This window comes from Paenibacillus chitinolyticus (assembly GCF_045038035.1).
GTDB lineage: Bacteria > Bacillota > Bacilli > Paenibacillales > NBRC-103111 > Paenibacillus_F > Paenibacillus_F chitinolyticus_A.
The window spans coordinates 629,941-642,495 of sequence record NZ_CP173427.1; the positions used below are offsets into that span (position 1 = coordinate 629,941).

Here is a 12,555-nt window from a genome sequence, read left to right on the forward strand (position 1 = left end):
TTGCTTTAACAGTGCAAGCGCGCCGTTTACATAATTTCAGTCATCCGCGCTTTTGTTCCCATGTCCCTCAGCCTGCGTTTAGTTCTTATCATACCTTGGAAAAGAAGGGATTTTCGATGAAAAAAATCATAGCTACGCTGACCGCGTCCGCTTTTGTATTCGGCATGATGCCGGCCGCATGGGCGGCGGACACCCATTCGCCCTACTACGAAATCAAAGACGGCAACCTGGTTCAACTTCACGCGACAACCGATAAGCCTCTCGATAAGGACGAGGTGCGCCTGCCCGCGCTGGAGAAAGTCAGCAAGCTGACCCTCGATAACGTGCTGGAACGGACCTTGAACAACTCCTACAACATGAAGCTGCTCTACCTGAAAACGGCTGCGCTCGGCAGCAAAAGCAGCGACCTGAAGGATCAGAGCGCCAACCTGTACGGCGGCGCCTTCGAAGGCTATAAACTTCCGGCTTCCCCGCAGGACTACATGACGCCCGAGGCGATGAAGAAGTACCAGATCGACCCGACCAAAGCGACTCCGGACAGCTTCTTCTGGATCGGCCCGGTTGTCGAAACCAACACGGTGCTGAACAAAGTCATTGAAGGCCAGGGTCAGATGGTTAACGGCATTAACCAGATTTTGCAGGCCCAGCGCGAACAGATGAAAACAACCTCGCATCAGCTCGACACGGACATGTGGAACAACCTGCTCCAGACCGACGAAGCGATTGAAGGCATCAAGCTCCAGGTGACGGCGCAGTACGTGCAGCTTCTCGGCTCCAAGAAGCAAATCGCCCTCATGCACGATTACAAAGGCGTGGCCGAGAAAGAAATGAAGCGCGCTCAGGTGCTGAGCGACGCAGGTCTCGCTTCTCCCGAGGACGTGGAAACCGCCCGCAAAGCGGTGAACAAAATCGGCGACGATATTCAGACGCTCGAGAACAATTACCGCCTGGGTCTCGTACAGCTGTGCTTCGATATCGGCGTGGAATATTCCCCGGATCTGCTGCTTGAAGAGCCGGCCGCCGTATCCGGAAACGTGGAGCCGGTCGTGAAGAAAGATACCGCAACGCTGCTCGCCAACTCTTTTAAGCTGAAAATGGATCACAACGGCATCGACGAAGCCATCTGGCAGCAGCAGAATACCGTGACCAAGAATACGTATGGCGGCCAGTATCAGAGCGTCAATACGGGAATCGCTTACCAGAAACAGGAACAGACGAAAGCCGAGCTGGTCAAAAAGATCTACGCGACCTACAGCGATGCCGAGAACGCTTATCAGACCGTGCTGAACGAACAGCGCAACCTGAAAGACGCGCAGGCCGATGTCGCCAAAATGAAAATCCGTTACGAGAACGGGTTTGTCTCCAAGCACGACTTCGATAAATTTTCCTTTAAACTTCAGCAGGCTCAAACCACCCTGGAGGGAGCCAGACTGAAATACTTCGCGCTGGTACGCAAAGCCGAAGCGATGGATAGAGGATTTATCTCGTAAACGGCCCGTATTTTGAAAGTTTATGCAGCTGAATGTATATGGACTTTATTAGTATGCGAATGAATAAGAGGGACCGATCCTTGGGATCGGTCTCTTTTCATATCCATTGAAACGATATTGGCCGAAAATCGGATATGAAAAGTCCTTAGTCTCCCGCGTGCTAGTACCGAGGCCGGTTGTATTCGGCGGTCAACCGCTTGCCGACAGAAGGTCGTGTTAAAAATTACGGAAACAGGAAATTATCGGTTGCATAAATATACAGTTTTATGGATAATTAATCTGTTGTGTATATACACATACCGGAGGCGAGAGCGATGACCTTTAAGATCCGCACGGATCTGCCGGCGAAAACCGATTATTATGAGCTGTTCCAATCGACAGGATGGAACGGGGACGGAATCTGGACGGAAGACATGCTGCACGAAGCGCTCCGGAACAGCTGGCACGTCGTTACGGTTTATAAGGGCGACAGGCTGGTAGCGTCGGGCCGCATGGTTTCGGACGGGGTTATTCAGTGTATCCTATGCGAAATGATGGTGCTGCCGGATTATCGGAATCAGGGCCTCGGCAGTAAAATCATGGACCGTCTTCTGGACTACTGCAAGTCACAAGGAATCCGCTGGGTTCAGCTTGCCTGTGCCACAGGGAAGCAAGGCTTCTATGAACGCTACGGATTTCGCGAGCGGCCGGCCGATGCTCCGGGGATGGGCCTGTTCCTCTAACCGGCGAGGAATGGCCGGCCTTGATGCGAGCAGAAGCAGGTAGCGTGGTGGAGCATGGCCACGGGCGAAAGCACGCCTGGAGCGGGGGTGCTTCTGCCGGAGTATGAGCAGACGGATGCTCGAAGTGATCTGCCGGAGTGGAGCAGCCGCACGCCTGGAGCGAGGGGCGCTTCTGCCGGAGCAGGAGCAGACGGATGCTCGAAGTGACCTGACGGAGCGAGCTAGCCGCACGCCTGAAGCGGGGGCGCTTCTGCCGGAGTATGAGCAGACGGATGCTCAAAGGGACCCGGCGAAGCATCACCCCCGCGCGCCAGGAGCCCGGGGCAAGGCCACCCGCACGCCGGGAACGGCGAGCGCACGCATCCGGCGGCCCCGCAGCCGAACGCAAAAAGACGTACAAAATTGTCGCCAATTTTGTACGTCTTTTTCGTGTCCCCGGCCGCTTGCGTATCCGTCCCGCCGGCACGCGAAGAAAGCGGGCACCGCCGGAGCGGCTTACAGCCCTTCGAAGCTGAAATCGTCGTCGCTAAGCGGTTCGACACGGAGTGCGCGGACGTAGCCGTTGCCTTTTTTCGAGAAAAAGTCATGCTGCTTCGTCTGTGTCCGGATTCCGTTCAGAACGACCGGATGAACCGGCTCTTCCGGGAAGTAAGGATCGCGTCCGAGATTCATCAGCGCTTTGTTGGCGTTGTAACGCACGTAACGCAGCACATCGTCCTGCAGGCCGAGCGGAGTGTACAGCTCTTCCGTGTAGAGCTTCTCGATCTCGTACAGCTCCAAAAGCAGCTTGATCTGCTCCTCGGCGGCTTCTTGCTGATCGGCTTCGCTCAGAGAAGCGAACAGCTCCTGCGCCAGCGTACCGACGTACAGGCCGTGGATGCTTTCATCGCGCAGAATGAGGTCGATGATTTCGCCGCTGTTCGTCATTTTGCCTTGTCCCGCCAAATAGAGCGGGTAGAAGAACCCGCTGTAGAACAGGTAGCTTTCGAGATAAACGGAAGCCGTCATCGCCAGATACAGGTCTTTGTCGGACTGGATGCTGTTGTAGTAGCGGTTGATGAGATCCGCTTTCTGCTGCAGGCGTCCGTTCTCTTCGACCCAGCGGAAAATGCCGTCGATCTCCTCGTTGCTCGCCAGCGTCGTGAAAATGCTGCTGTAGGACTTCGCATGGATCTGCTCCATCATGCCCATGAACGACAGCACGGCTTTGCGCTGGAGGCCGTCCATGTGCTCGACGAGTCTCGGCATGCCGACTCCGCCTTGAAGGGTATCCAGCAGCGTCAGGCCGCCCAGAACCTTCTTGTAGACGTCCTGCTCGTCCGGACTCATCTCGATCCAGACCATTTTATCGTCGGAAAGGGGAATTTCTTCTTCGGTCCAGAACTGCATCACGTTCTGCTGCCAAAACGACCAGGTGTAATCGTCGTCGGGTTTATTCCAATTGACGGCTTTCATCGCTTTCTCTCCTTTGGATGGGGCGCGCTGCAAATGCGGCATCAGTCGCTGCCGTTCATAACCATAGGCAGCTTTATACGGGGCTGACAAGTTCCGGCCCTGCATAAAGCTGCTTATAGGGATAGCGCCATACGGATAATTTGCGGCCTGCGCGGAGCGTTTTTAAGCTCCAGTCGCGCAGCCGGCTTTTTTTAAAAAAAGAATCTATTCTTAACCCGGCCCTCTCTTAAACGGAGCAGCTCAGGCATTCTTCCATGGTCAACCGCTTTGTGCGGGTATAGTAGAGCGATTTCAGGCCTTTTTTGGCGGCGTACAGGTAGTTGCGGGCCAGCTCGCGGGTCGAGATGTCGCTGTTTACGTGCAGTACGGTTGAAATCCCCTGATCCACATGCTCCTGGATTTCCGCGATAAGATCAATGATCTTGAACGGGTCCATCCGGTAAGCCGACTTGTAGAAGAACATGTTCTCCTTGGACAGGTAAGGCATCGGATAGTAGGTAGTCGAGTTCGCATACGTGCGCGTCTCGATCTGATCGACGATCGGCATAACGCTGGAAGTCGCGTTTTGCACATACGAGATGCTCTGCGTCGGCGCGATGGCCAGGCGGTAGGCATGGTACAGGCCGTGCTTCATGACTTGCTCTTTCAGGGCTTTCCAGTCTTCCGGAGACGGAAGATCCATACCTTCGAAAAGAGCAGCGATTTTATCGGATTCCGGACGGTAATCCTTCTCTTCGTACTTGGCGAAATAGGTGCCTTTCGCGTATTCGGAGCGTTCGAAATCGGCGAAAGTGACAGCGCGGTCGCGTGCGATTTCCATGCTCTTCTCCAGCGAGTAGAAGTTGATGGCCATGAAGAAGGCGCGCGCAAACTCTTTCGCTTCCGGGCTTTCGTAGGCGATCCGGTTTTTGGACAGATAGCCGTGCAGGTTCATCGCGCCGAGCCCGACGGAATGAAGCTCCTTGTTCGCCTTCACAACGCCCGGCGCGTTCGCGACCGTCGTGTTGTCGCTGACGGAAGTCAGCGCTTCGATACCGCTGTGGACGGAATCGCGGATGCTTTTCGTTTCCATCACGTTCACGATGTTAAGCGAAGCGAGGTTGCAGGAAATGTCCCGGCGGATAATATCGCCTTGGCCGTAATCGCCGATTTCCGTCGTCTCCTGGAGCTGGAAAATTTCCGTGCACAGGTTGGACATTTTCACTTTGCCGATGTCTTTCAGGGCATGTCCGCGGTTCGCGTTGGAACGGTTCATGATGTATGGATAGCCGGATTCCAGCTGGATAACGGCAATTTTGGTCAGCATGTCGCGGGCGCTCATGACGACTTTCTTCTTCACGTTCGGGTTGGCGAGCAGTTCTTCGTACATGTCGTCGATATTCATATCGTCGAGGTGACGGCCGTACTCCTTGTAGACGGAGAACGGGGCGAACACGTGCAGCGGCTTGTTCTGCTCGGCCAGCTCGTAAAACTTCTGCGGCACGATCAGGCCGATGGAAAGCGTCTGGATGCGGGATTTCTCGTCCGCGTTGATCTTTTTGCAGTCGAGGAACTCGATGATGTCCCAGCCGAACACGGAGTAGTAGACCGCTCCGGAGCCCCGGCGCTGACCCATCTGGTCCGCATAGGAGAACGCATCCTCCAGAAGCTTCATGACGGGCATGATGCCTTTGGCGGCGCCTTCGACGCCTTTGATCGGCTCGCCGCGTCCGCGCAGCTTGGACATGTTCACGGCTACGCCGCCGCCGATTTTGGACAGCTGCATGCAGGTGCCGATGACGTACTGAATGGAGTTCAGGGAGTCGTCCATCTCCAGCAGGAAGCAGGAGACCATTTCGCCCCGGCGGCTGCGTCCGGCGTTCAGGAACGTCGGCGTTGCCGGCTGGACGCGCTGCTCGATGATCGCCTTGGCGATCCGCTGGGCTTTGCCGAAATCGCCTTCACCCAGGTGAAGGGCGACGATGGCGGCACGGTCCTCGTACGATTCGAGGACTTGCTTTTTATCGTTGGTACGCAGGGCGTAATCTTTATAAAATTTCGAAGCGGCCATATAGGACTGGAACTTAAAGCCGCTTTCGCGGATGGTTTCGTGGATGGCTTCGATCTGCTCCAGCGTGTAGTGTTCGTACACGTTCTCGTAGAAATCTTCGCCGATCAGATAATCGTAGCGTTCTTTGATGCTGCCGAAAGGAACGGTCTGCCCCTGCACTTCCTCAAGGAAAGCGTCCAGCGCTTCGCGGTCTTTCTCCAGACGGTAAAACCCGTCTTCCCCCGGTATCATGAGTTCGTTGTTCAGTTCAATATGCTTCAAGATGGCGCACCCCTTTATGGAATCGTTCCACGTCGCTAGACGTGCCGGAAAGTTCGAATTTGGCAAGCACCGGAACACCGTATGCCGATGAAATGCGGTCGGCGCTCAGGGCAAAGGATTGTCCCCAGTTCTGGTTGCCGCTTGCGGCTACACCGCGCAGAAGGGAAGAGTGATGTTTCAGAAAATCCAGCACTTTGCCGGGAATTTGACCGAATCCGGTCGTATAGGTAACAAGGACGAACGGCTCCTGGATCGTCAAATCCTCTTCGATCCGTACGGCCTTCAAATTCAGCTTGTTAATGAATCGTTGAACATTTCCCGTACGGGAATCGTAAACTACCAGCATGGAAGCATCTTCCTTTCCACTCTATCAAAAATACGAGGCGCGCCGACCACGGGAAGTAGTCGGCGCGCCCGGATGAAAGCCGCTCCTTGTGTGACAAAGAGCGGCTCTGAATTCACAGTCAGCTTCCAGCCCTTTCGCTCGCCGCTGACGGCTCTGCAAAAAGGCTGGCTGAAGCCGCGCGTTCAAGCCGTCTGCCCGGCTCCCCGCCCGAAGGCGGAAGAGGGGGGACAGCCAGGCTAGGCGGCTGTATGTGAAACGTCCGGACACCTCCCTATCTCCCGTAGGTTCAGCGGTGTCTTTCAGACAGGCAGGTCTCCTGGCTCCAGGTTCATTGCGCCCCTCCGCGGCCTTCCCGACGGCATTCGTCAGTGGCGGTATGGGTGGGGCGCTCCCCGTTGACAGTGGCGGGACCGCGCCGGATTCTCACCGGACTTCCCTTTTGATTCCCGCCTGGTAGGCGGGAAACCTGTCCAATCCATATATAGTCTATATATAGTGAATATGTAGGTGATAGATATGAATTTACCTCAATATATTGTGGTTTGTCAACTGTGCGTAAGGACTCAACAAGGGGAGGAAAAGCGAGATATAAGGCGAAAAAGGTGTGATAACCTGCCCATAAACGGGCGAGATTTTATTTCGGATTCTTTTTATTTCGACAAAATTTGCGGGCGGCGGAAGGATGTGCAGCCAAGCTGGTTTTCGATGTGCCGCGGGGGAGTTTTCATGTGCATCCAATAAAAAAGAATCAAACTCCTTGGGAATGGAGTCTGATCCCTTTTTACAGGTTTAGATTCTTTTTTGTTGTTTTTTATAGAGGATCATTATGCCTGCAAGTATCCACTCGATCATATGCAAAGCGACAGACAAAGTGAGAGCGGACAAAAGATCTTGGATATACACGCCGGGAATCAGATGAGCAAAGACATAGATCAGAAGACAGTCCGCGATAATCGTGATGACTTGTCTGCCGTAAACGGAAGGAGGTCTTTTGAGAACGTAGCGGATCAATGCATGAATGAGAGGATGAATAAAGGTCTCGAAGAACAGGAAGCTCAGCAAGATGACCAGGGAGAAAGTGAAGAGATTCGCTTTGCCGGTAAAACTGATCAGTGTGCCGGTATGCTCAATGCCCCGGAAGAAGAGCATATATAAGAATGCGAAACCGGTGACGGGGGCAAGGATAAGCAAAGAAAAAAGCGGGATCGCCCAAATTTTCGTCTTCCAGGATGGTCTTGGCTCCTTATCCCGGAATGACAAATAATTAAGCGCCCTGTTTAATCCGAAAAACAAAAGCAGCAGTATTCCGAGCAGCCATGCATAACTAACCATAAGATTATCCTCCGGGAGTAAAAGGCTGTGAATAGTATATGTAACTATTTTGCTTTCTTTGGACCTATTTAGTCAATTGAATTCGAGGCATCAAAATTAACTCCCAAGGAAAAAAAGCACCGGGAAATTTCCCTGTGCTTTTTTATAACGGCTGAGCTGCTCCTGTACCGCAAACGTATTGCAGGGGAACCGGAACCCTGACTGAGCTTGCGGGAGCGGCATAGAAGCCTCTTGAAGCCCCGGAAGCCGGTAGTAGGGGCTGCCTTCGAACCCGGCCCGTCAGATTCGGCGGCAGATGCCCACACCGTTCTGTCCGGCTGCCTCACTGGCCGCTGCCCTGCTTAACCAGCTCATCCACGGACCACGCCACGCACCAGGGAAACTGGTTTTTCGTTTCCTTCGGAATCCAGTAGCAGCGGTCCGTTTTATTTTTATCGGGGTAAAACACATACATAAGCAGCTTCACTTCGCTGATATCGTCCGATTCATCCGACCGCGGATTCGGGTAACGGACCGTGCAGCCCATTTGAGATGAAAATTGGGTGGATACGTTCACTTCATAGGTGTACATGAAGCTGGACCCTACACCGATCGAAAACACGTCGCCGGGCGCTTTGCCCGCAGGCTTGCATTCGACGGATACGCTGTTCGAGACGGAGGTGACGGTTTTGCTGATTTTAATAAAATTTTCTTCGATTTTCATGGACTCCGACCAGTTGACCGGCATGCTGAACGAAAGCCGCTTATCCGTATAATCGGGCAGTTCCGTAAACCGCCGCACATAGTTCTCGATGCGGTTCGGATCGGGCTGTTTCGGAAATGTGCTCAAGGCTTTGCCTTTGCGGGCTTCGATGCTAAGATCCGATACGGAGAAAAGACTGAGCTGCACAGCCAGGTCATTCTTTTGCCAATCCGCTAGTTTATAGGTATGCCTGGTTATGTTGGGCCGGATATACAAATGCGTAGCCGTTTTTTTGGTGGTAGACGGGTACAGTTCAATTGAAAATTCCTTGATGCTCTTCATTTCGGAAGTGACGGACCGCGCCCGCTCATAAGCGATCTTCAGCTCGCCGCCGAGACCTACGACCGGAACTTTGCCGCTAAAGTTGAGAGAAGCGCCGAATTTGTACTTCGCGGATACCGCCGCCTGCTCCTCCTTCGACCACTTGAACCGGAAGGAACAGATGGAATCTTTAAGTTCGGAGCCGTTAAGCACGTGGGGAGGGGGGCTTTCCACAACGCCCAGAAACGTAAGATGGTCATCGTTGGCCCAGTTCGTAAACGTGTCCGTCAAGATAAGCCGGTCGGAGCGGTATCGGCCTATTCCGAGATGTTTTGTCATACCGGAGCCGTCGAACGTCTGCGTAAACCAGATTTCCGACTGGATATGTCCCTCGTCCGCAGGTTTGAAAAACTGGAAAGCGTCCACATGGTGCCCGGAAGGCGTCGACATATGCCCCCAGTTCCGGGGAATGGGAGACGACCAGCGGCCCGAAGGGATGGAGTATTCGTATCTCCTCGCTTTGATGTCTTTGTCGGTTTTGCCGCTGACGAACAACTGAAGGACGCTGCCTGTGCAGCCGTTCTCGATAGAGCCCGGAACGACCGCGAAGTGGCTGACGTTGTCGCCTTCCGCTATGGACTGCGGTTCATTTACTTTCCGGGGCGGTGCATTCTCTTCGTGGAGCAGGAGCCACGTTTTTAGAACTTCTTTTTTGCGGAGAATGACCGACTTCGTATCCGGGCTTCTTTGAATGTAGCCGACCATGATCCGCACGTCGCCGCCGGGGTCCCGGTAGCTGCACGCCGCCGTATGAGTGACGTCCGCGATGCCGATTTCTTCCGGCCTGCCGTCTTTCCCCCGGCGTTGCTCACGGGCCTCGCTGCGCTCCCACGTCTGCCCTCCGTCATCCGTCCAGTTCTGCGCCAGCATGCCGTCCGCACCGGAGCCGATGAGATACAAGCGGGCTCCGGCGGACACGGCGGCGAACCGGACGCCGGGCCGAAGACGCATACGCTCGCTGAGGGTAAGGGCCGGCGACCAAACGGTTCCGTCCGTGGAGGTCATTTGATACAGCGTGCCCCGCTGGTCCGCGTAAAACAAATACAGGACGCCTTCGTGCGCGCACGCCGCCAGAGCGGGTATCGAGCCTCCGCCGGCCCCGTCGCCCCCATAGGCCACTTTGGTCAAATACTCGATCCCGAGCGGCCCTTTCTTCTTGTTGGGGCTGTTAACGGTTCTGACCTTTTCTTGTTTATCGTCATTGAGATAGGTTTCCATACAGACGAGATCCAGCAAATTCCCGTTACTGTAAAAAAGATAAGCTTTATCGTTGAAAAACGTGCCGGCAGCCGGCCCGAGATTGGATGCCCTCGTATAAAACTCCTCGAAAGCATCGTGTTTGGTTTTGGCAGACATGGTCTCACTCCAGTGGTTAATAAGATGGCGTTCTTTTCCATGGACCACTATACCAAACCGAAATTTTTAAGAAAATTAACGAAAGTTAACAGAAAGAAAACAATTTTTAAATTCCCGCAGACGGAAAAGCAAAAAAGATCCCTTCCCGGAGGAAAGGATCTTTTTAAGCTATTAATTGTTGGCGATAGTTTCCGGCGTCGTCAGCTTGTCGTAGAACTCGACGTACTTGTCCTTGTCCGGGGTGTTGCGGACAGCCATGGCTACGCGCGGGTGCTCGTTGAGCGTTCCGGCGACCATGTAAGGAATGATGTAGCCCCATTCCACTTTCTCGCGCATGGCGACCATGTGGCGTTCGATCAGGTCCAGGACGGGGCGCACGTCGTAACGCGGGTTTTTCAGGTAGCTGACGAGCAGCTCGGTGGTGCAGTTGCCTGCCGCGCGGCCCATGCCGAAGACGGAGGTGTCGAGGAACTCGACGCCTTTCTCGGCACCGATTACGGTGTTGGAGAACGCGAGCTGCATATTGTTATGCATATGAAGGCCCAGTTTCTTCTCGGGAAGAAGACGCTGGAATTTATTGACCATATAGTCGATATCCTTGTGGTTCATACTGCCGTACGAATCGACGACGTATACCACGTCGACCGGGCTTTTGTTGATGAGCTCGAACGCTTCGTTGAGTTCGTTTTCCATCACGTGGGAGAGCGCCATGATGTTCAGCGTCGTTTCGTACCCCATGTCGTGGAACTTCTGTACCAGCTGCAGACCCTTGTCCACATCTTTGATGTAAGAAGCTACGCGAATCAGATCCAGCTGGCTCTGCTCGCGGGGGAGAATGTCGTTCTCGTCGACGCGGCCGATATCCACGAGCGCGGAAAGCTTCGTATCGTTTTTGGTAGGGATCACCTCACGCAGGAAATCCTCATTCAGAAAACGCCAAGGGCCCGCATTGTCGCTTTTCAGGAGCTTAGCCGAGTTTTTGTAACCGATCTCCATATATTCAACGCCGGCTGCGTTTAAGCCGCGATACATATCCTGAACAAATTCCACGCTAAAATCCCAATTGTTGACGAGTCCTCCGTCGCGTATCGTACAATCGAGAATTTTATGCTGATCGTGTTTCATTTCGGTACCCTCCAAAAGCCGCATACCGGCTCAACTTTTTGCTATATTATCACGCATCTCATAAGGGTTGTCAATCAATCGGCGCAATTGTCGGACAAATGAAAGAACTGACAGACGGTCAATTAAAAAAGCGGTTCCCGTGAAGGGATTCCGCCTTTTCATACGTTCCGGCTCGCATATCGCCTTTTGTAAGTCCGGATTTACCGGACGAGAACAAATTTACCAATGAGCGGCAGCGGTTTCATTCTGCCGTCATGCGCGTTCCGTATCCCGATAAAAGCCAGCGCGAAGACGGAGATGTCCAGGGGAGGCATAAGCAGGTTCTCCACACCCGGAAGCAGCACGAGCAGCAGATGCGCGAAAACCGCGTAAAGCAGGAGCAGCAGCCCCTGGTTCGCATGATACATCGCGAATCTGGAATGCCTGGCAACCATCAGCGGCAGACAAAAAATCAGGTAAGCGGACATGGCGGCGGATTTGTTGCTGTCGATATCGGAGGAATTGTGATTGTGCATACGCGGACACCTCACACTCAGAATCGAAAACATGAAGCCGGATTAATTTCTGCTATACTTCTACTATAGAATATGCATACCCCGTTTGAAAAGGGATAGACACAGGCTGGATGCGGAAATGGAGGAATTTATTTGGAAAAAGCTTCGATTCATATAAAAAAGGCGGGATACGGCGATTCCGGGGCGATTTTGCGGGATATCGACTTCCGTATCCTGGAGGGGCAGCTGATCGGTCTGATCGGACCCAACGGCGCCGGCAAAAGCACGACCATCAAGAGTATGCTCGGCCTGTTGAAGGATGTCGAGGGGAACATTGAATTTGCCGACGGGCGGGCTTCGGTGGCTTATGTGCCGGAGCAGCCGGTGCTGTACGAGGAGCTCACGCTGTGGGAGCACATGGAGCTTGCGGCGGCGGCCTACGGGCTGGAGCGCCCGGTCTTCGAGGAACGGGCGGAGGCGCTGCTGGCCCAGTTTAAGCTGTCGGATGACCGGCACCGGCTGCCGGTGGCCTTCTCCAAGGGCATGCAGCAGAAGGTGATGCTCATCATCGGCTTCCTTAACCGGCCCTCCTTGTACATCGTCGACGAGCCGTTCATCGGACTGGACCCGAGAGCGACGAAAGACTTCCTGGAGCTGCTGCGGAAGGAGCGGGAGAGGGGAGCGGGCATTCTGATGAGCACCCACGTGCTCGATACCGCGGAGCGCATCTGCGACTCTTTCCTGCTGCTCAGCGAAGGACGGATCGTAGCGCAGGGGACGCTGGACGAAGTTCGGCAGGAATCGGGACTGCCGGACGGAACTCTCTTCGACTGCTTCCATGCGCTGGTCTGAGGAGGGGGA

General features: G+C 54.1%; 11 protein-coding genes and 1 riboswitch. Of the genes, 4 read left to right on the forward strand and 7 right to left on the reverse strand.

Annotation, left to right across the window (positions count from 1 at the left end; all coding sequences use genetic code 11):
- Positions 1–116: 116 nt before the first annotated feature.
- The 3 genes from ACI48J_RS02935 to ACI48J_RS02945 all read left to right on the forward strand — a co-directional run bounded on the left by ACI48J_RS02935 (position 117) and on the right by ACI48J_RS02945 (position 2,771).
- A complete protein-coding gene (locus ACI48J_RS02935; protein WP_405081581.1) occupies positions 117–1,490 on the forward strand; it encodes a TolC family protein in 1,374 nt (457 codons plus the stop codon).
- Positions 1,491–1,804: 314 nt separating this feature from the next.
- A complete protein-coding gene (locus ACI48J_RS02940; RefSeq protein ID WP_326053758.1) occupies positions 1,805–2,212 on the forward strand; it encodes a GNAT family N-acetyltransferase in 408 nt (135 codons plus the stop codon).
- Between the two features lie 103 nt (positions 2,213–2,315).
- The gene (locus ACI48J_RS02945) at positions 2,316–2,771 is read left to right on the forward strand and encodes a hypothetical protein (RefSeq protein ID WP_405081583.1); all 456 of its coding nucleotides are present in this window, start codon (positions 2,316–2,318) and stop codon (positions 2,769–2,771) included.
- Here the strand turns inward: ACI48J_RS02945 and nrdF are convergent.
- From nrdF to ACI48J_RS02980, 7 genes are all read right to left on the reverse strand, one after another.
- Positions 2,708–3,667, reverse strand: coding sequence for a class 1b ribonucleoside-diphosphate reductase subunit beta (nrdF, locus tag ACI48J_RS02950; protein WP_016423626.1), 960 nt, complete (start codon positions 3,665–3,667; stop codon positions 2,708–2,710). The genes ACI48J_RS02945 and nrdF overlap by 64 nt on opposite strands.
- A gap of 226 nt (positions 3,668–3,893) precedes the next feature.
- Positions 3,894–5,978 carry a class 1b ribonucleoside-diphosphate reductase subunit alpha gene (gene nrdE / locus ACI48J_RS02955; protein WP_405081585.1) on the reverse strand — a complete coding sequence of 695 codons (2,085 nt, stop codon included), beginning with the start codon at positions 5,976–5,978 and terminating at the stop codon, positions 3,894–3,896.
- The gene (gene nrdI, locus ACI48J_RS02960; protein WP_009676335.1) at positions 5,965–6,324 is read right to left on the reverse strand and encodes a class Ib ribonucleoside-diphosphate reductase assembly flavoprotein NrdI; all 360 of its coding nucleotides are present in this window, start codon (positions 6,322–6,324) and stop codon (positions 5,965–5,967) included. The genes nrdE and nrdI overlap by 14 nt, the downstream gene beginning before the upstream one ends.
- A gap of 288 nt (positions 6,325–6,612) precedes the next feature.
- Positions 6,613–6,809, reverse strand: a riboswitch (cobalamin riboswitch).
- Between the two features lie 304 nt (positions 6,810–7,113).
- The gene (locus ACI48J_RS02965) at positions 7,114–7,656 is read right to left on the reverse strand and encodes a hypothetical protein (RefSeq protein WP_405081587.1); all 543 of its coding nucleotides are present in this window, start codon (positions 7,654–7,656) and stop codon (positions 7,114–7,116) included.
- 322 nt (positions 7,657–7,978) lie between these two features.
- A complete protein-coding gene (locus ACI48J_RS02970) occupies positions 7,979–10,075 on the reverse strand; it encodes a hypothetical protein (RefSeq protein WP_405081589.1) in 2,097 nt (698 codons plus the stop codon).
- A 171-nt stretch (positions 10,076–10,246) separates the two neighbouring features.
- Positions 10,247–11,200: an aldolase catalytic domain-containing protein gene (locus ACI48J_RS02975; protein ID WP_326053782.1), complete on the reverse strand. Its 954-nt coding sequence runs from the start codon at positions 11,198–11,200 to the stop codon at positions 10,247–10,249.
- 200 nt (positions 11,201–11,400) lie between these two features.
- Positions 11,401–11,715: a hypothetical protein gene (locus ACI48J_RS02980; RefSeq protein ID WP_217561302.1), complete on the reverse strand. Its 315-nt coding sequence runs from the start codon at positions 11,713–11,715 to the stop codon at positions 11,401–11,403.
- Positions 11,716–11,847: 132 nt separating this feature from the next.
- Here ACI48J_RS02980 and ACI48J_RS02985 point away from each other — a divergent pair, with 132 nt between their 5' ends.
- Positions 11,848–12,546 carry an ABC transporter ATP-binding protein gene (locus ACI48J_RS02985; RefSeq protein WP_405081591.1) on the forward strand — a complete coding sequence of 233 codons (699 nt, stop codon included), beginning with the start codon at positions 11,848–11,850 and terminating at the stop codon, positions 12,544–12,546.
- The last annotated feature ends 9 nt before the right edge of the window (positions 12,547–12,555 follow it).